Source organism: Bacillus cereus group sp. BfR-BA-01311 (assembly GCF_022664295.1).
GTDB lineage: Bacteria > Bacillota > Bacilli > Bacillales > Bacillaceae_G > Bacillus_A > Bacillus_A cereus.
The window spans coordinates 19,294-37,711 of the sequence record NZ_JAKUHC010000001.1 but is presented as its reverse complement, the minus strand read 5'-3'; the positions used below and the strand labels follow the sequence as shown (position 1 = coordinate 37,711).

The window sequence follows — 18,418 nt, the reverse complement described above, 5'->3', positions numbered from 1 at the left end:
CTGGCCGCTATTTTTTTTTGTAAAAAAAGGACGAAGAGTTTTATCTCTTCGTCCTTTTATATTACCCACGCCCAGCTTGAAACGATGGATATAACGTCATTCCACCATCTGCAAATAGCGTAATGCCCGTTACATAACTCGCCTCTGAAGAAGCGAGCCAAGTTGCTACTGCTGCAATTTCTTCAGGATTTCCAATATAGCCCATCGGTATCATACTTTCTACGTCAGCACGTTTTTTAGGATCAGCAAACTTTTCTGCATTAATCGGCGTATTAATTGCACCTGGTCCAATATTATTTACTCGAATACCTTTTGGCGCATATTCTAGCGCTAACGTTTCTGTCATCAGTTTAATACCACCCTTACTCGCTGCATAGTGCACAAATAGTGGCCACGGAATTTTCTCATGAACACTAGACATATTAATGACAGAACCTTTAATATCATGTTCTACAAAATATTTAATCGCTTCACGACTTCCTAAAAAAGCACCTGTTAAATTTGTATTAATTACCCTATTCCAATCTTCAAGCGGCATTTCATGCGACGGTACCGCGTTTTCTATCCCTGCATTATTAATCATAACGTCAAGCGTACCAAACTCTTTCACAGCAGATTGAATGAGATTCACAACATCTGATTCGACGGTTACATCACCTTTTACAGCAATCGCTTCGCCGCCTACCTTTTTAATTTCTTCTAACACATCATTCGCTTCTGATTCTCGTGAGCGATAATTAATAACCACTTTCGCTTTTTCCTTAGCAAACCTCACTCCCATCGCTCTTCCAAGACCAGTTGCTGATCCTGTAATAACGACAACTTTCCCTGCTAAATCACTATACATTTCCATACCTCCTTTAACTTTTGGCTATACCTAACATAATTCCGGCTGCGATAATAAAAACAATACCGACAACGATACCCGTTAATTGACGTTTCGTTTTCTTTTCACCTAATATAAGGATCCCACCAAGCGTGGAAATAATAATTCCCATTTGCGATAGCGAGAAACTTGTTGCGACTCCAACACGCGGCTGCGAAATGAATAAAAACATATTTCCAGCTGCCCAAATTAATCCTGGAATAATATTTCGGATTGCATATTTATTAAATGGATGATGTTTAAAGGTAAGCAAAATCCCACCTAACACCATACCAACTGCTTGTGGCAACAAAGCTGACCAACCATCTACGTTAAATAGTCTAATCACTACTACGTAAACTAAATAGCCGACTGTTGAAATTAATAAAATTACGATACCTCTTTTAAAGTTTGCTGCTTGCTCTGCATTCTTTTCTTCTTCACTTTGAAGCGATGTTAAAATAACACCGATAATAATACAAACGAGCGCTAAAATCCCAAGGACGACCGATATTGTCGTGGACCATTCATGAAATACGATAACGCCAAATAAAGTCGTCGCGACTAATTGAAGTCCTGTTGAAATTGGCATCGTCCTCGAAACACCCATTAAATCAATACTTTTCAATTGATTTGCCTGACCAAGCGCCCAAAATAAACCTGACACAACTCCAACTCCGATAACGGTAGGTGTTAATACTGGCTTCATAAAAATATAAACAACAATTGAGAAAATAAGTGCTCCAAACGTTGTTCCGAGCGTTTGACTATACGGTCCCCCGCCCAGTTTTACGTTAAATAGCACAATACTTCCCCAAAATATAGCTGGTAAAATCGCTAAAAATATATCCATCACTCATTACCTTTCTTTACTAAATGCATAGGTTATCACTCTAAGTCATTAGAGTGAGCTTTTATTTTTTCTTTTTCCCGTTCACAAACTTTTTCTGCAATAGCGTCAGAAACATTCTTTTCTCGCTCCACTTTCTTTATCTTTACGTGATCTAAATGGTCTTCCAAAGTAAGCGTAACTTTATCGTTCGGGGGATTATGCGCTCCTTGAAATGTAAGAAATTGTAGCTTCACTTCATACCTAGGAACAAATTCATCTTTCTTGCCGAGACGCTTTATATTTATGACTGAAGCACATTCATATTGATCTTCTGTCACTTGTCTAATAACTGAATAGTACCTATTTGATAATGCACTCTCTAAAAGCTGTTCTCTTGATTCTTTCGCGAAAGAATCACTTGGAGAAGAGAAAAAAGACGCACATAGCATTGTCATAACTACACATATTTTTTTCATAATTCCCTCCTTGTTCTATAGATTAGTGTTCTCAAAACTGCCATAAAAAAACGACTTTCCCTATATAGGAAAGTCGTTTTAATGAATCCAATATTAACCACCGCTCACTGGTGGGATTAGTGCAACAACATCACCAGATTGGACCCTGTCATCTTCATTTGCATATTCTTCATTAATCGCAACCATAATTGGCTCTGAAACTGGTACATTATATTCGTTCGCAACAACATCTTTTAACTGTGCAACCGTAATATTTTCTTTCTCTATTTGTAATTCACTTGTCCCTGCTTCTTCTTGCAAGTGCGCAAATAACAATACTCGAATCATACTTATAGCTCCTTCCCAGGCTCTCCCGCCGGATATGGTGTTTTTTCTAATTGATCACCAATCCATGAGTCACCATCTTCCCAAAACTCCTTTTTCCAAATCGGAACAATTTGTTTTATGCGTTCCATAATATATTCGTTCGCTTCATAAGCCGCTTTACGGTGTGGTGTTGAAACAGCAACAACAACCGCTATATCAGAAATTTGCAACGTACCGATGCGATGTGTAATCGCAACGTGTGTACCTGGCCATTTCTCTTTCACTTCTAATCCAATTTTCTCTAGCATCTTTTCTGCCATCGTTTTATAAGCGACATATTCTAAGTATAATGTACGACGCCCTTTCGTAAACTCTCTAACCGTTCCAATAAATGTTGTAACAGCACCGCATTCACGTCGAATTACTTTCTTCGTTACCTCTTCAATCGAGATTTCTGTATCAATTACTTCATAATATGTATTTGTCATTTCGCACTCCTAACCGTTTGTAAAAACCAGTCTATGTACAACTCTTCTTCTGTTATATGAAATACTTTATATTCTTCTCGTATATTTACTGGGACATCATACCACGTAATAACCGCCACTATATTTTCTACTTTATGTAAAAGCTCAGCATCTTCCGCAGAACGAAGTAACACTACTTTCGGGTAGTTCTCTTTTTTATAGCCCTCTATTAAAATTGTATCCACTTTAAAAAACTCATATAAGCGAATAATTTCTTGCAAGGACCATTTCTTTCTTAGTGAAGAAAGTGAAAGTAATCCAGCACCTTCTACACTACTTACGACAGCACCAGCTTTACGATGTCTTTCGCTATCTTTTTGCGCTACTTCTGGAAAACCTCCGTGCCCGTGATGTTTAATTGTAGCAACTTTCATTTCGCTTTCGGCTAATGCATGCACAATTTTCTCTACAAGTGTCGTTTTTCCGCTATTTTGATACCCTACTATTTGTAAGATTGAAGGGGCTTCGCCCATGGCCACTCACATCCCTCAGAGTGCTCTAACAATAATACGGATACTTTCATTCCGGTCTCAAATCCTCTCGTTCCTCCGGGTAACACGATAAAAGCATTCGCATCTGCAAGTGAAGATACCGCACTCGATTTATCTAAACCAACCGGCATCGCTTGTAACGCCCCATCCACAATTGTTACGTTCGCTCTTACGAAACGAGTAAATGGATTTGGCTTCGGAAAATCTTTTTGTAAAATAGCATCCGCTCTATATACGTGAGGTTCCTTCGCATACAAATACGTTTTTATAATTGGATGCACAAATAATTCAAAGCCTACATAACAAGCAGATGGATTTCCTGATAAACCAAAGAGTAACTTTCCATCAACTTCAGCTACTGTCGTTACACTTCCGGGCCTCATGGCTATCTTATTAAAGAGTACATTTGCCTGTAATCTTTCATAAATAGCTGGTAAGTAGTCATAATCTCCTACTGATACACCGCCTGTTGTAATTAAAATATCGACCTCATCCATCGCTGATTGAACAGCTGTAAAACATGCATCTAACTCATCCGCGAGTTGACCATAATAACGAACTTTCCCGCCAGCTTTCATAATTTGAGCTGCGATCATATACGAGTTACTATTTCTAATTTTCCCCGGTTCTAACGGCTCATGTACTTCTAATAATTCACTTCCTGTCGTTACAATACCGACAACAGGCTGTTTTACAACTTTCACCGTGCTATATCCAAACGTTGCTAGTAAGGCCGCGACACCTGGATTAATTGCAACACCTTTCTTAACGAGAACTTGATTTTGTTTTATATCTTCTCCTTTAAACGACACATTGTCACCGTTATTAAAAGGGCGTTTTAACTTCATATATGTTTTCCCGTTCTTCTCAAACCCTTCTGTCAGCTCTAGCATTACGACTGCATTGCAATCTTCTGGAATAGCTGCTCCTGTCATAATGCGAATTGCTTCAAAAGCTCCTACTTCCTCTAAAAAAACGGAACCCGCCCCGATTTCTCCTATTACTTCAAATTCAACTGGATTCTCTTGAGTTGCTTCTTTCGTATCTTCTGCTCGAATGGCGAAACCATCGTAAGGGGAACGATCAAAATGAGGAACGTCATGATCTGAGACAACATCTTCCCCGAGAATTCTCCCGTAACTTTCCGTAATAGAAATTTCTTCTACTTCACCATGCTTCGCATATTTCATTACCCGTTCTACTGCCTCAGCAACTTGAATTGGAATTCGTTTTTCTACCATCGTTTCTCACCTCATATTTGCAATTTTTTTTATCTCGATTAAACTTTATATATTCAATAGAAATTACTTCAAGGAGGAATTCCATGTCTTCATTTACACATTTCAATGACCAAGGACGCGCAAAAATGGTTGATATAAGCGACAAAAAAGCAACCGTTCGAACAGCAATTGCGTGCTCTAGCATTGTCGTTACGAAAGAAATTTACGATAAAATCTCTCACAATGAAATTGGGAAAGGTGACGTATTAGCAGTTGCGCAAATCGCAGGCATTATGGCCGCGAAACGTACTTCTGATATTATCCCAATGTGCCACCCTTTATTATTAAAAGGTGTTGACGTTTCTTTCGATTGGAAACAATCAGAAGAACAATATCGTTTACTCATTGAAGTAAAAGTTAAAACAGAAGGTAGCACCGGTGTTGAAATGGAAGCTTTAACAGCTGCTTCCGCTACCGCTCTTACTGTGTATGATATGTGTAAAGCTGTCGATAAAGGTATGATTATCGGTGAAACGTACTTACTTGAAAAAACAGGTGGAAAAAGTGGAGATTATACGAGAAACTCATAATCCTCTCTCCGTTGAGCCTAAAGGGTTTCCTTTAGGTTCAACCTATATATCTTGCATATAAACTTTTCGCTACATTCATATCATTCGTCCCATGAATGAACGCCCTGCCATCTGTAAATAAAACAAAACGATATTCTTCTACCGGAAATGATAATAAATAAGGTGTCGCCTTTATCTCTACGCTTCTTTGTAAGCGTTTTTTAATTTCTTCTAAATTAAAATTCTTCCGCACACCCGGGCGAATTTGTACTGTATTCCGCCCACATAACACTTCTGTTTTCGTTTGTCCTTCAAATGTTAAACTCGGATATGTACGTAACCTTCCGCAAGATAAACAAGTATCTTTTTTCTGCCTATTCACTTTAAATGCCATCTGTTGATTATTCCAAAGATCAAACGATAACATCGTTTCACGAAGCGCACCAAAGTCTTCTACTAATATTTTCAGCGCTTCCGTAATTTGATGCGCAACTACTAATTGTACTGCCGGTTGTATAATACCAGCTGTGTCACATGTTGCACCGCTCGCTGGATGCTCCATTAAACAGCGAAAACACGGTGTTTTCCCTGGTAAAATTGTATACGTTACTCCGTAGCTTCCGACACACCCACCATATATCCACGGAATATTATACTTTTGTGAAATATCATTAATCAGAAGACGCGTTTCAAAATTATCTGTCGCATCTAATATTAAATCTACATCATTCACTAATTCTTCCATTTCTTGCACCGTTACATCCGTCACAACCGGATTTATTTCCACCTCAGAATTAATCGCTTTTAAATGTTCTGCAGCCGCTATCGCCTTCGGTTTATACTGCTTTGCATCTTCTTCTGTATATAGTTGTTGTCTTTGTAAATTACTCCATTCTACATAATCACGGTCAGCAATCGTTACTTTTCCAACACCTGCTCTAACAATCGCTTCTGCATTTGCCGCACCGAGAGCACCAGCACCAATAATAAGCACATGCTTCTCTCTTATTTTTCTCTGTCCTTCTTCTCCAACACCAGAAAATAATATTTGTCTTGAATATCGCTCCTGCATGCGATAGCCCCCTTTCTTATCCTCCTATATAAGACATTTCGATTTTCGGACGATTTTTTGCACTTTCTTCTGTTCGTTCATCCGAATACCTATCTTTTCTATTCATCCATACATCTTGTATAACACTTAATAACTCCTCATCAGAAAGATTTCCTCTAAGAAGTTCTCTTACATCCAAACCCTCTGTCGCAAATAAGCACGTATAAAACTTTCCATCTGCCGAAATTCTCGCCCTCGTACAAGAGACACAAAATGACTCAGAAACAGATGTAATAAAACCAACTTCAACATTTGTTCCAACGTACCGATATCGCTTCGCAACTTCACCAAAGTAATGCGCTTCAGCTGGCTCAATTGGATCCATCTTATGAATCATCTCAATCAATTCTCGTTTTGTAACGACTTGATCAAAATTCCACCCATTTGTAATACCAACATCCATAAACTCAATAAACCGAAGCGTGATTCCTTGCTCTTTAAAATACGCAGCCATCGGAAGTACTTGATGATCGTTCATCCCTTTTTTCACAACCATATTTACCTTTACTTCCAGCCCCGCCTCTTTAGCTGCTATAATTCCCTTAATTACCGGTTTCGTATTAATATTTCGACCATTAATATTCTTAAATATGTCGTCATCTATTGCATCTAAACTAACATTCACTCTATGTAATCCAGCTTCTTTTAATGCCTTCGCTTGTTTCGTTAAATGTACGGCATTTGTCGTTAACCCTATATCTATTAGCCCATCAATTTTCACAAGACGTGCAATAAGTTTTGTTAAATCTTTACGAAGTAGTGGCTCACCGCCAGTAATTCTAATTTTTCGTACACCAATGTTAACAAATAATTTTGCCAAACGCTCAATTTCATCAAAAGTTAGTAAAAACTCATCTTTCAAAAAAGCATAATCTGACCCAAATATTTCCGCTGGCATACAATATGTACATCTAAAATTGCAACGATCAATGACAGATATACGTAAATCTTGAAGTGGGCGTCCAAAAAAATCTTTAACCATCTCCTGCATCGCCACCCTCCCTTTCTGCCAAATTTCTTTCTTTTCATTCTATTATAATATATTTTCGAACTGCGATGTTTTTGCTCAAGAGAATAATGTGAAACTTTAAATAATTAGAGGGGATCCACTCCCCTGGTTAACGAGGTTTACTTACAAATACAAAGATAAAAAAACCTTGAAACATAAAAGTTTCAAGGTTTTCTGCTTATTAACTTAATCTAATAATAGTTAGGGTAGCCCCTGGCGTTGCTGTAGATAATGTAGCTACTGCAACTACTCCAAATAACTGTAAGCTAACAGCGGCTCCAGCAGGCAAGTTAGCGATTATTGTTGCACTAAATGAACCAGTAGCCACTGTCGGGGCATTTATCGTTCCCGCAAGCGGACTGCCATTTACAGTTATACGAGAACTTACAAGTAATCCTGCCGTTAAATTAATTGTATAGGCTATATAATAGTTTCCTGCATTCGCAACTGTAAATACAGTATTTCCACCACTAACGGTTATTCCTGGTCCAATATTTTGATTGTTTGGTAACGGAATATTCGTGCCACCTAACAAAACAGAAATAACACTTCCTGATGTATTATTCGCAAACGCATACGTTGCAGTTGTACTGACTCCGGTCACCCCGGTCGCTCCTGTGGCTCCGGTTGCTCCAGCTCCGGTTGGACCAGTTGGACCTTGGATTCCTTGTGAACCGGTTGCTCCTGTAGCCCCCGTTGGACCTTGGATTCCTTGCGGGCCTTGAATTCCTTGGGGACCTTGAATCCCTTGTGGACCTGTCGCTCCAGTTGCTCCTGTAGCTCCCGTTGGACCTTGAATTCCTTGCGGGCCTTGAATTCCTTGTGGGCCTTGTGGGCCGGTCGGACCTATCTCTCCTTGCGGACCTTGGATTCCCTGTGGGCCTTGTGCCCCGGTTGCCCCTGTCGCTCCTTGGATTCCTTGAGGACCTTGTGGACCTTGAATTCCTTGGGAGCCGGTTGGACCTATGTCGCCTTGTGGACCTTGAATTCCTTGGGGACCTTGCGCTCCGGTTGCCCCCGTTACTCCTTGGATTCCTTGGGGACCTTGAATACCCTGTGGACCGGTTGGACCTATCTCTCCTTGAACACCTTGGATTCCTTGCGGGCCCTGTAAACCCGTCACTCCGGTTGCTCCTGTTGCTCCTGTCACTCCAGTTGAGCCTGTCGCCCCGGTATCTCCTGTTACTCCTGTCGCACCTGTTGCTCCTGTCGGGCCAGGTGGTCCACCTGATGGACCTGTCACTCCTGCCGGACCTGATGGCCCCGTTGGGCCGGTCGGTCCTGCTGGTCCTCCTGACGGGCCAGTCACCCCTGTTGGACCGGTTACTCCTGTTGGACCGGTAGTTCCTTCTCCCGTCGCTCCGGTTGCCCCCGTATCTCCTGTTGCTCCCGTCGGACCTTGCACTCCTTGAATTCCTTGTGGTCCTTGCACTCCTTGTGCACCTGTTGCTCCTTGAATCCCTTGTATTCCCTGCACTCCTTGTGCGCCCATCGGACCTGTTGGACCAATCGCCCCTTGTATTCCTTGCACTCCTTGGGGCCCCTCTGGACCGGTTGCTCCTATTTCCCCTTGTATCCCTTGAATTCCAGTTGCTCCTTGTGCTCCAGTTGCTCCCGTTATCCCTTGCACACCTTGTATTCCCTGTATTCCTTGTGGACCTTGTGGGCCGGTTGCTCCTTGCACCCCTTGAATACCTTGTATTCCCTGAGGACCCTCTGGACCCGTTGCTCCAACTGGCCCTTGAACACCTTGTATTCCTTGCGGGCCCTGCAGTCCCTCTGGGCCTTCTGGGCCGGTTGGACCTATCTCTCCTTGTATCCCTTGGATTCCAGTTGGACCTTGTGACCCAGTCGGACCTATGTCACCTTGCGGACCTTGGATTCCCTGTGGGCCTTGTGCTCCTGTTCCCCCTGTCGCTCCTTGGATTCCTTGAGAACCTTGTGGGCCTTGAATTCCTTGTGGGCCAGTTGGACCTATGTCGCCTTGTGGGCCTTGAATCCCTTGCGGACCTTGATCTCCTGTGGCCCCCGTTACTCCTTGAATTCCTTGGGGACCTTGAACACCTTGTGGCCCTGTTGGACCTATCTCTCCCTGCACACCTTGGATTCCTTGCGGACCCTGTAAACCCGTCACTCCGGTTGCTCCCGTTTCTCCTGTCGCTCCTGTCACTCCAGTTGAGCCTGTCGCCCCAGTATCTCCTGTTACTCCTGTCGCCCCGGTTGCTCCTGTCGGGCCAGGTGGTCCACCAGATGGACCAGTTACTCCCGCCGGACCTGATGGCCCCGTTGGGCCGGTCGGTCCTGCTGGTCCTCCAGACGGGCCTGTTACCCCTGTTGGACCAGTTACTCCTGTTGGGCCTGTAGTGCCTTCCCCTGTCGCCCCAGTTGCTCCCATATCTCCTGTTGCCCCCGTCGGACCTTGGATTCCTTGAATTCCTTGTGGACCTTGCACTCCTTGTGCACCCGTCGCTCCTTGAATTCCTTGTACTCCTTGCACTCCTTGTGGCCCCATCGGACCGGTTGGACCAATCGCCCCTTGAGCACCTTGCACTCCTTGTGGCCCCTCTGGACCCGTTGCTCCTATTTCCCCTTGTATCCCTTGAATTCCAGTTGCTCCTTGTACTCCTGTTGCTCCCGTTATCCCTTGCACACCTTGTATTCCCTGAATTCCTTGTGGGCCTTGTGGGCCTGTTGCTCCTACCGGTCCTTGAATGCCTTGTATCCCCTGTGGACCCTCTGGACCCGTCGCTCCAACTGGCCCTGGCACACCTTGTATTCCTTGCGGGCCCTGCAGTCCCTCTGGGCCTTCTGGACCTGTTGGTCCTATATCACCCATCGGACCTTGTATCCCTTGAACTCCCTGTGGCCCTGTTTCTCCTGATGGCCCTGGTACTCCTTGTATACCTTGTGGACCTTGATCTCCTGTGGCCCCTGTTACCCCTTGTGGCCCTATAACCCCCTGTATACCTTGTGGACCTTGATCTCCTGTTGCTCCCGTTGCCCCTTGAATACCTTGAACTCCTTGTATTCCTTGTTCACCAGTTACTCCCGTCGGACCAGGAATACCTTGAATACCCTGCGAACCTTCTGGACCTGTTGGCCCAATTGGTCCTTGAATCCCTTGGATTCCTTGCAAGCCCTGTGCTCCCGTACTTCCAGTCGGACCTGTACTTCCACTCGGTCCTGTTCCCCCTGTACTTCCTGTAGCCCCAGTATTCCCCGTTGCTCCAGTCGCACCTGTACTTCCACTCGGTCCACCACCTGGACCTGTCGCACCAGTCGGCCCCGTCGGACCAGGAGGTCCTCCAGATGGTCCAGTTATTCCAGTTGGACCTGTTATTCCAGTCGGGCCTGTTATCCCCTGACCAGTTGCTCCAGTCGCTCCGGTTGCACCTGTATTTCCACTCGGTCCTGGTGTTCCTTGTATCCCTTGTGCTCCTTGTATTCCTTGTGGACCAGTTGCACCCGGTAACCCTTGGACGCCTTGAATTCCTTGAGATCCCTCAGGTCCCGTCGCTCCAATTGGCCCCTGTAATCCCTGTATCCCTTGTATACCTTGTGCCCCAGTCGCTCCCGTTGGACCAATCGGACCTTGTAGCCCTTGCACACCCCCCGGTCCTGTCGCTCCAGTTTCTCCTTGTGGTCCTCTCAATCCTTGTGGCCCCTGCTGTCCTTCTGGTCCAGTTGCACCTATTGGACCAACTGATCCTTGTATCCCTTGCACACCTTGAAGTCCTGTCGGGCCCATCTCCCCCATCGGACCTTGTAATCCTCTTGGTCCTTGAGGTCCTGTTGGGCCTTGTGGACCGGTTGGACCAGTAATCCCTATACCTGTAAATCCAGTTGGAACAGGTGGGAAAGTAGGCCCAATAAGTTCTGGTGGAATTCTAAAATTAGAGCTTAACGAATTTTGCTTCCGATTATTATCACGATTCTTCACACTTTCACCACCTACAAACCGTCTTTTTCATAATAAATAAGCCTCTTCTTAATCTATTTACAAAAATAATTTCCAAGACTATTTTTATTTTAAATAATAAAAACTCCCTTAATTCCTTAAGGGAGTCCTGCAATTGAATCCATATTATCTGTATTAGGGACAGCTTGTGCTATACCCGATGTATTTACACTTTGCCCCATATTTGTTCCTGTTACAGTACCAGCAGGAGTGCCTCTTGTATATGTTGTCGTCACCGAATCACCTGGCTGTAAACAAAGCTTCGTCTCCGTCCCTATTACTGTAACAACATCAATCCAAGTGCACCCCATTGAACCACTATATGATTTCGAAGCAGTAAATGAAGTATCACTCAAATTATCACCGGTAAATATATTCCCAGTGTTATTCACAATAACAAATTCTTTTATATGAGCAGGCATAATTACACTCTACCTTTCCTCTATGAACCTAATGTACGTGTACTTGTTGCTAACGGCGGAAGAAACACTGATGTTCTAATGACTGCTTCTGGCTGTCTTTTCCCATTTAAAAAAATAGCCGCACTCGACCCTCCAGCACCTGCATATACTTTTGCTACAGCTAAAGGCGAGATATCATAACAGTCGCCGACATTAACAGCTCCTGTATTATTCATAATTTTTACTTTACGCAAATTAATCCCCATTTACCCCTCCTCCTTTTTATACTGTATGCAAAAGAAAAAAACTTGAAACAGACTCGTTTCAAGTTTTTAACTATTAACTATTTTGTTTCACCTTCATATTGAAGCATACCGCCAACCATATTCACTGTTTTAAATCCTTGCTCATTTAAATAATGACATACATTTTCACTGCGCATTCCTGAACGACAAATAAAGATATATTCATTCTCTTTATTAAAGAAATCTACTTTATGTGGGATATCGCCCATTTTAATATGTACAGCTTCTGGAATCTTTCCTGCCGCTACTTCTTCATCTTCTCTTACGTCTACTAAAAATAACGTTTCTCCATTTTCTAAACGCTCTTGTACCTCTTCTGTAGTAATTGTTTTAACTTCTGTCATATGTAGTTCCTCCTTATATACAATAAAACCTTTAGTTTCTTTTTCACAAACATTCTCTACCAATTTTAGCACGCAAAAGAAAGAACGCAAAGAATCGAAAAACTATTTCTCAATTTTCTCGCAAAACTTATTCTTTACAAACATAACTCTTGCATTGTATCCTCAATATACTTGTCTTATGAAAGGAGCCAATGAAAATGACACTTTCCCTTTTCATAATGGGCATCATTTTCTTAATCGCTGCAATTATTACTCTTAGTATGAAAAATACTAAAAAAATAAAATCACCCCAAGAAATGTCATTCTTATTTCTATTGCTTAGTATCGCATTCTTCGGTATAGCAATTGCCACATATATTTTCCGTCTACAAATCATGTAAAAAAAGGTGCCTACTACAAACATTGCACCTTTTCCCCATCATTTGTCTTCTAAACAAAACTAGATACTTTCCGATTTAAAAATTCATAAACTTTCTTTTCAAATAAATGAATATCAAATGCTCCCGCCATATGCCCATTTATACTTTCTATCTCATACACTTCCGCATACTTCCCTTGTTTTTGCAAAATATCTACCATTTTATAGTTGTAACGAGACGGCTGAAGCAAATCTTGTTTACATGGAATCATAAGTACATTCGCTTCTATGTTAGAAAGAGATTCTTCTAATGAAGAAAAACCATGTGCAATATCATGCAATAAAACTGCCTTTGCAGTATACATCCATGAATTTGCATCTACTAACTCTATACTTCTATATGTCGCTTTATTTATCTCTTTTTCAAATGATGTTAGTGTAGAAAACTTTTCATAAGGTTCTATCTCTATACTATTACGAGGAAATGCCATTTCATAAAAATGCTCATCAAACGCGTTCATAAACATCATTCTATTTGCTAAATGAAGCCCCTTTATCGGCTGCTCTTCTCCATATTTTCCACCTTTCCAACTTGGATCCAGTTGAATTGCTTCAATCGCATTTTGCGCTACGTTTACTGACGTAATAATTGGATTTTGTGGGTTCGTAATAACGCCAATCATCCGCTCTACCATATGTGGATAGTGAACCGCCCATTGTTGTGCAATCATTCCCCCTGCCGACGGTCCAATTACAGCGTGTAACCTTGAAATTCCCATACCTTTTATTAACTCATATTGCATACGAGCTACATCAAGAAATGTAAAAACCGGAAAATCCATAGCATATTCTTCTCCAGTTTCTGGATTAATCGATTTCGGTCCTGTTGTAATCACATATGGATTTCTCACCTGCACATTACAAAGATTATCTGTACATATAACAAAATACTTATTTGTATCAATTGCTTTTCCAGGTCCAATGAGCCCATCCCACCAACCAGACTCCTCATCATGCACTGTATATTTTCCTGCCGCATGACTTGTTGCACTAAAATAATGACAAACCAAAATCACATTTGACCTTTCTCTATTTAACGTACCATATGTCTCGTATCCCATTTGAACAGGAATTTCCCTGCCATTTTCAAACGTAAACCCTTTTAAAACAAACTTCTCCTTTTTTACAATTTGCACAGATTCTCCCTCTTCCCGTTATAGTATGAACTGCTTACTAAAGATTTTTTTCCATGCAAACTAATCTCCTTCTTCTTTTCATAAATAAATGAATAATATACAAAATTAGCCACAAAATAGCACTATATTACAAGATTAAAGAGGGTATACACATGATTTGGAATTGGTTACGTAAGAAAAAAAAATCAAATAAACCAGAAGCAAACGAAACAGATAATCAGGAGCAGCATTCTAACAATGAAGAGGATGATAACAAAGAACAGACTAGAAGTATGAAACATAATAAAGGTAAAAATCACGAACAAAAAGATTCTTCTCAGGATAAGCAACAAAGTACTAAACAAGAGGATTCCTCTCAGGATAAGCAACAAAGCGCTAAACAAGATGAACCTTCTCAGGATAAGCAACAACACTCTAAACAGGAGGATTCCTCTCAAGATAAGCAGCAAAGTGCTAAACAAGATGACTCTTCTCAGGATAAGCAGCAAAGTGCTAAACAAGATGACTCTTCTCAGGATAAGCAACAAAACGCTAAACAGGAGGATTCCTCTCAAGATAAGCAACAAAGTGCTAAACAAGAGGATTCCTCTCAGGATAAGCAACAACACTCTAAACAAGATGACTCTTCTCAGGATAAGCAACAACACTCTAAACAGGAGGATTCCTCTCAAGATAAGCAACAAAGTACTAAACAAGAGGATTCCTCTCAAGATAAACAACAAAACGCTAAGCAAGATGAACCTTCTCAAAGTAAGCAACAACACTCTAAAGGTAATAGTATTTATGATTTTACAAAACCAGAAAAAGACCGTATCCATTCTTTACAAAATTTAATAGAGAAGCTGAAAAAATCTAGTGATTTTGTGAATTATCATACATCCGACGATGAAACGATGCCTTATTGGATTTCTTACTATCGTCCTTCGCTTGATGGAGAGAAATTACAAAAATATTTAATGCCTACTCTTTTGGAACGACCTAATGCTTCACTAGAAGAGCTGAAAGAACATATTCCAATGAGCGGCATTACAATTACGAACGACTTACAAAAAATTGAGGATATGGTTTTAAAGGGGCATGCGATTATTCAATTGAATCAGCAAGATCAAAAATGTATGCTTGCAAACATTGCAATTGATAATTATCGTGCACCAACCCCTCCTTTAAACGAATCAACTGTTATTGGTCCGCAAGAAGGTTTCGTAGAAGATATTGATACAAACATTAATTTAGTTCGAAAACGTCTTCCTGTTTTAGATTTACAAACAAAAGAAATGATTATCGGCGAGTTTTCCAAAACAAAAGTTGTCATGATGTATTTAGACAACCTCGCTGAAAAAGATAATGTAGATTTTCTCGAGGAATCATTACGCGCTCTTGAATATGATCAAATTAATGATAGTGCTTATATACAAGAATTGATGGGTGAAAAATCGATTTTCCCTCTCTATATCAATACAGAACGCACTGATAGAGTTACAAAAGCACTAATTGATGGAAAAATCGCTATTTTCGTTGATGGTTCTCCAAGTGTTTTACTAACACCTGTATCCTATTTCGATTTTTTCATTTCACCAGAAGACTATAACGTCTCCTGGATGTACGCTACATTTTCAAGGATTTTAAGATTAATTGCCGTTCTATTTTCAATTTGCGCTACACCGTTATACGTTGCAGTTTTAAATTATCATTATGAACTTATTCCAAGTGATTTACTTGAAACTTTAATTTTATCAAGGGCACAAGTACCATTCCCACCTTTAATTGAAGCGCTCTTTTTAGAACTTGCAATTGATTTATTAAGAGAAGCCGGCGCAAGGTTACCGATGAAAGTCGGGCAAACACTCGGTATTGTAGGCGGTATCGTAATCGGGCAAGCATCTGTACAAGCTGGGTTAACGAGTAACATTTTATTAATTATCGTTGCACTATCAGCACTCGCTTCCTTTATTACACCTATTTATAAAATGGGTAATGCCGTTCGATTACTACGCTTCCCGTTTCTCATATTTGCAGAAATAGGTGGATTGTTCGGTATTTCTCTTGGATTTATCTTTTTATTTACTCATCTATTTAGACTTACTTCCTTACGTAAGCCGTACGCTTTGTTTTACCCGACAAGGCAACAATCAGTTAAAGATTCTTGGATCCGTTTTCCATTAACAATGATTGATACAAGAGATGTGCAAGCAAGACCACAACATGTAAAAAAAGCTGCGAAAGGAATTTCAACAAAACATAGATCGGATTTTGATGATTAAGAAACGAGGTGCATTGATGAGTAAAGTTCAAGAAAAATATCAAATATCTCCTATCTTTGTTTTCTTCTTAATTCACGGTGCACAGTTTGGTGCTGGAGTTCTTGGATTCGCTCGAATTATCGCAAAAGCTGCTGGATACGACGGCTGGATGGGGGTTATAATCACAGGAATTTTCATCCATATTCTTATATGGATGATGTATGTCTTATTAAAAGAAACAAATGGGAATTTAGTTGATTTACATCGGCAAACATTTGGAAAATGGCTAGGAAATGGCATTAGCATCATCTTTATGGCTTATTTTTTAATCGTCAGTATTTCGGTCATTCGAACATACGTTGAAATTATTCAAGTATGGATGTTTCCTACCGCTTCCACCTTTATGTTAACACTCTTTTTATGCTTAGTTAGTTATTACATTATTTCTTCTGGATTTCGTGTAATTACCGGTATTTGCGTCATCTCTGTTGGTGGTACATTAGGATATTTATTTCTAAGCTTATTCGTTTTGAAATATTCACATTGGGATAATTTACTACCTATATTCACACATTCTTTTTCAGACATTTTAAAATCCGCTCAACTGTCAATCTACAGTATGACCGGTTTTGAGATTTACCTCATGGTGTATCCATTTGTGAAAAAACCTATGCAATCTCATAAATTTGCTCAATACGGGGCACTATTTTCAAATCTTCTATATTTATTTAGCACCCTTTTAGCCTTTGCATTTTTTAGTGAAAAACAATTGTTAAAAACGATATGGCCCCAACTTTCTATGACCCAAGTCATTCAATTGCCATTCATAGAAAGACTCGAATATCTTGCAATTTCCGCTTATGCACTCGTTATTATTTCAAGTTTTATCCTCCCTTTATGGGCGTCAATGAGAGGAACTCATGAAATATTCCGTGTAAAACAAAGGGGTGTTTTAATTGCTTTTATCTTTATCACTCTCATTGTTTCGCAACTTTTAACAAACAGACACGATATTAATAACTTTATTAGTAATGTATCAAAAGTTAGTTTTTGGCTCATTTATGTATACATCCCAATTCTATTTATTATTGTGTGGGTGAAAAGAAAATGGAAAAAATCAAAAGCACAAGCAAATTAATACTTATTTCTTGTATAACATTATTCAGTCTAACTGGATGTTTACAAAAAAATATTATCGATGATGTACAACTTATTCAAGGAAGCGTTTTTGATGTCGCAAAAGATAATAAAGTAAAAGTGACATTCGTTTGTCCCATTCAGAAAAAAGGAAATAAAGTTCAAGTTTTTGAAGGCAGTGCAAATGCGGTAAAACAAGTAAAAGCAGACACATCTTTAGAGTCTTCTCAACCATTTGCTAGCGGACAAATGCGTGTCGCTCTATATACAATAAGACTTGCCAAAACAGGAATGTCTACTTCATTCGATACATTACTTCGAGATGTGAATATAGGGAACGCTTTATATGCTGCTTTATTAGATGGGAATGGTACTGAACTTTTAAAAGGCAAATATTCGACTTCATACAACGTTGCAATTTATATAAAAAAATTGCTAGAACATAACATGGAGACCGGACCTTTACCAGCGGATAATCTACATATAGGAGCATTTCGCTATTATCAAGAAGGAAAAGACTACTATATTCCCATTCTAAAGAAGCATGGTGATAAAATAAAAATTACCGGAATTGGCCTTTTTAAAAAAGATAAATATATCGGTAAAATTGCGGAAAAAGATATGTTCATATTTAAAGGACTATTAGAGAAACATAAATTAGATTCACATGAATTTAAAACAGATTCTGCGTACGTAATGATTAATAATATTCGTTCTGTTCCAACTTACGATATAAAAATTAAAAACGGAAAGCCTTCTTTTTTCATTCACGTTCGTCTTGATGCACGTATTCAAGAACTATCAAAACAAATTAACTTAGAAAATAACAAGAACACAAAAAACATTGAAAAAGATGTCCAAAAACAATTAGATAAACAAGCTGCTAAGTTAATTAAGCAACTTAAATCTTTAGGCGTCGACCCTCTCGGGCTAGGTGCAAAGTATAAACAACATTATCGCCCATTCAAATTAGAAGAATGGAGACAAATGTATAAGGATGTTCCGGTTCATATAAAATACACCGTAAATATTACAAATTCTGGTGTCATTGAATGAGAAATGATTGAACTCCT

19 protein-coding genes are annotated in these 18,418 nt (G+C 40.2%); 5 read left to right on the top strand and 14 right to left on the bottom strand.

Features of this window, described 5'->3' with window-relative positions:
• Positions 1 to 61: 61 nt before the first annotated feature.
• The 7 genes from MR136_RS00190 to moeA form a co-directional block, all read right to left on the bottom strand.
• Positions 62 to 847, bottom strand: coding sequence for a glucose 1-dehydrogenase (locus tag MR136_RS00190; protein WP_000286674.1), 786 nt, complete (start codon positions 845 to 847; stop codon positions 62 to 64).
• Positions 848 to 860: 13 nt separating this feature from the next.
• A complete protein-coding gene (gene glcU / locus MR136_RS00185; RefSeq protein WP_000350861.1) occupies positions 861 to 1,718 on the bottom strand; it encodes a glucose uptake protein GlcU in 858 nt (285 codons plus the stop codon).
• A 35-nt stretch (positions 1,719 to 1,753) separates the two neighbouring features.
• Entirely contained in the window at positions 1,754 to 2,173 is a 420-nt protein-coding gene (locus tag MR136_RS00180) for a DUF3888 domain-containing protein (RefSeq protein ID WP_000717684.1), read from the bottom strand.
• A gap of 93 nt (positions 2,174 to 2,266) precedes the next feature.
• Positions 2,267 to 2,500 carry a molybdopterin converting factor subunit 1 gene (moaD, locus tag MR136_RS00175; protein ID WP_000621778.1) on the bottom strand — a complete coding sequence of 78 codons (234 nt, stop codon included), beginning with the start codon at positions 2,498 to 2,500 and terminating at the stop codon, positions 2,267 to 2,269.
• A 2-nt stretch (positions 2,501 to 2,502) separates the two neighbouring features.
• The gene (gene moaE, locus MR136_RS00170; RefSeq protein WP_000185942.1) at positions 2,503 to 2,967 is read right to left on the bottom strand and encodes a molybdopterin synthase catalytic subunit MoaE; all 465 of its coding nucleotides are present in this window, start codon (positions 2,965 to 2,967) and stop codon (positions 2,503 to 2,505) included.
• A complete protein-coding gene (gene mobB / locus MR136_RS00165; protein WP_000503325.1) occupies positions 2,964 to 3,479 on the bottom strand; it encodes a molybdopterin-guanine dinucleotide biosynthesis protein B in 516 nt (171 codons plus the stop codon). Before mobB ends, moaE begins: the two co-directional genes overlap by 4 nt.
• A complete protein-coding gene (gene moeA / locus MR136_RS00160; protein ID WP_000229690.1) occupies positions 3,449 to 4,738 on the bottom strand; it encodes a molybdopterin molybdotransferase MoeA in 1,290 nt (429 codons plus the stop codon). Before moeA ends, mobB begins: the two co-directional genes overlap by 31 nt.
• Positions 4,739 to 4,821: 83 nt before the next feature.
• On the opposite strand from moeA, the gene moaC reads away from it, so the two are divergent.
• The gene (gene moaC / locus MR136_RS00155; protein ID WP_000094146.1) at positions 4,822 to 5,307 is read left to right on the top strand and encodes a cyclic pyranopterin monophosphate synthase MoaC; all 486 of its coding nucleotides are present in this window, start codon (positions 4,822 to 4,824) and stop codon (positions 5,305 to 5,307) included.
• 37 nt (positions 5,308 to 5,344) lie between these two features.
• On the opposite strand, the gene MR136_RS00150 is transcribed toward moaC, so the two are convergent.
• The 6 genes from MR136_RS00150 to MR136_RS00125 form a co-directional block, all read right to left on the bottom strand.
• Entirely contained in the window at positions 5,345 to 6,358 is a 1,014-nt protein-coding gene (locus MR136_RS00150) for a molybdopterin-synthase adenylyltransferase MoeB (RefSeq protein WP_001158098.1), read from the bottom strand.
• A gap of 16 nt (positions 6,359 to 6,374) precedes the next feature.
• On the bottom strand, positions 6,375 to 7,388 hold the full coding sequence (gene moaA / locus MR136_RS00145) for a GTP 3',8-cyclase MoaA (protein ID WP_017674325.1): 1,014 nt from the start codon (positions 7,386 to 7,388) through the stop codon (positions 6,375 to 6,377).
• Positions 7,389 to 7,587: 199 nt separating this feature from the next.
• Positions 7,588 to 11,346, bottom strand: coding sequence for a BclA-related collagen-like exosporium protein (locus MR136_RS00140; protein ID WP_242259210.1), 3,759 nt, complete (start codon positions 11,344 to 11,346; stop codon positions 7,588 to 7,590).
• 116 nt (positions 11,347 to 11,462) lie between these two features.
• Complete coding sequence (locus MR136_RS00135) at positions 11,463 to 11,786, bottom strand: hypothetical protein (RefSeq protein WP_001110855.1); 324 nt, start codon at positions 11,784 to 11,786, stop codon at positions 11,463 to 11,465.
• Positions 11,787 to 11,806: 20 nt separating this feature from the next.
• Positions 11,807 to 12,031: a spore germination protein gene (locus MR136_RS00130; protein ID WP_000512468.1), complete on the bottom strand. Its 225-nt coding sequence runs from the start codon at positions 12,029 to 12,031 to the stop codon at positions 11,807 to 11,809.
• A 77-nt stretch (positions 12,032 to 12,108) separates the two neighbouring features.
• Positions 12,109 to 12,414 (bottom strand): rhodanese-like domain-containing protein, encoded by a 306-nt coding sequence (locus tag MR136_RS00125; protein ID WP_000141207.1) that lies wholly within the window; start codon positions 12,412 to 12,414, stop codon positions 12,109 to 12,111.
• A gap of 197 nt (positions 12,415 to 12,611) precedes the next feature.
• Here MR136_RS00125 and MR136_RS00120 point away from each other — a divergent pair, with 197 nt between their 5' ends.
• Positions 12,612 to 12,794 (top strand): hypothetical protein, encoded by a 183-nt coding sequence (locus tag MR136_RS00120; RefSeq protein ID WP_000175905.1) that lies wholly within the window; start codon positions 12,612 to 12,614, stop codon positions 12,792 to 12,794.
• Positions 12,795 to 12,843: 49 nt separating this feature from the next.
• Here MR136_RS00120 and MR136_RS00115 read toward each other — a convergent pair whose 3' ends face one another.
• Positions 12,844 to 13,968 carry a homoserine O-acetyltransferase family protein gene (locus MR136_RS00115; RefSeq protein WP_001167639.1) on the bottom strand — a complete coding sequence of 375 codons (1,125 nt, stop codon included), beginning with the start codon at positions 13,966 to 13,968 and terminating at the stop codon, positions 12,844 to 12,846.
• A gap of 152 nt (positions 13,969 to 14,120) precedes the next feature.
• On the opposite strand from MR136_RS00115, the gene MR136_RS00110 reads away from it, so the two are divergent.
• Genes MR136_RS00110 through gerHC form a run of 3 tightly spaced genes read left to right on the top strand, consistent with a single transcriptional unit; the run spans position 14,121 to position 18,401 of the window.
• Complete coding sequence (locus tag MR136_RS00110; RefSeq protein WP_242259209.1) at positions 14,121 to 16,229, top strand: spore germination protein; 2,109 nt, start codon at positions 14,121 to 14,123, stop codon at positions 16,227 to 16,229.
• 16 nt (positions 16,230 to 16,245) lie between these two features.
• Positions 16,246 to 17,346, top strand: a complete 1,101-nt coding sequence (locus tag MR136_RS00105; RefSeq protein WP_000049052.1) for a spore germination protein — start codon at positions 16,246 to 16,248, stop codon at positions 17,344 to 17,346.
• Positions 17,316 to 18,401, top strand: a complete 1,086-nt coding sequence (gerHC, locus tag MR136_RS00100) for a spore germination protein GerHC (RefSeq protein ID WP_000411408.1) — start codon at positions 17,316 to 17,318, stop codon at positions 18,399 to 18,401. Before MR136_RS00105 ends, gerHC begins: the two co-directional genes overlap by 31 nt.
• Positions 18,402 to 18,418: the final 17 nt, after the last annotated feature.

Coding starts and splice junctions, on each gene's coding strand:
- MR136_RS00125 (WP_000141207.1), bottom strand. CDS start 12,414: ATGACAGAAGTTAAAACAATTACTACAGAAGAGGTACAAGAGCGTTTA.
- mobB (WP_000503325.1), bottom strand. CDS start 3,479: ATGGGCGAAGCCCCTTCAATCTTACAAATAGTAGGGTATCAAAATAGC.
- MR136_RS00105 (WP_000049052.1), top strand. CDS start 16,246: ATGAGTAAAGTTCAAGAAAAATATCAAATATCTCCTATCTTTGTTTTC.
- MR136_RS00190 (WP_000286674.1), bottom strand. CDS start 847: ATGTATAGTGATTTAGCAGGGAAAGTTGTCGTTATTACAGGATCAGCA.
- MR136_RS00180 (WP_000717684.1), bottom strand. CDS start 2,173: ATGAAAAAAATATGTGTAGTTATGACAATGCTATGTGCGTCTTTTTTC.
- MR136_RS00130 (WP_000512468.1), bottom strand. CDS start 12,031: ATGGGGATTAATTTGCGTAAAGTAAAAATTATGAATAATACAGGAGCT.
- moaA (WP_017674325.1), bottom strand. CDS start 7,388: ATGCAGGAGATGGTTAAAGATTTTTTTGGACGCCCACTTCAAGATTTA.
- MR136_RS00135 (WP_001110855.1), bottom strand. CDS start 11,786: ATGCCTGCTCATATAAAAGAATTTGTTATTGTGAATAACACTGGGAAT.
- moaC (WP_000094146.1), top strand. CDS start 4,822: ATGTCTTCATTTACACATTTCAATGACCAAGGACGCGCAAAAATGGTT.
- MR136_RS00150 (WP_001158098.1), bottom strand. CDS start 6,358: ATGCAGGAGCGATATTCAAGACAAATATTATTTTCTGGTGTTGGAGAA.
- moaE (WP_000185942.1), bottom strand. CDS start 2,967: ATGACAAATACATATTATGAAGTAATTGATACAGAAATCTCGATTGAA.
- MR136_RS00110 (WP_242259209.1), top strand. CDS start 14,121: ATGATTTGGAATTGGTTACGTAAGAAAAAAAAATCAAATAAACCAGAA.
- MR136_RS00120 (WP_000175905.1), top strand. CDS start 12,612: ATGACACTTTCCCTTTTCATAATGGGCATCATTTTCTTAATCGCTGCA.
- gerHC (WP_000411408.1), top strand. CDS start 17,316: ATGGAAAAAATCAAAAGCACAAGCAAATTAATACTTATTTCTTGTATA.
- moeA (WP_000229690.1), bottom strand. CDS start 4,738: ATGGTAGAAAAACGAATTCCAATTCAAGTTGCTGAGGCAGTAGAACGG.
- moaD (WP_000621778.1), bottom strand. CDS start 2,500: ATGATTCGAGTATTGTTATTTGCGCACTTGCAAGAAGAAGCAGGGACA.
- glcU (WP_000350861.1), bottom strand. CDS start 1,718: ATGGATATATTTTTAGCGATTTTACCAGCTATATTTTGGGGAAGTATT.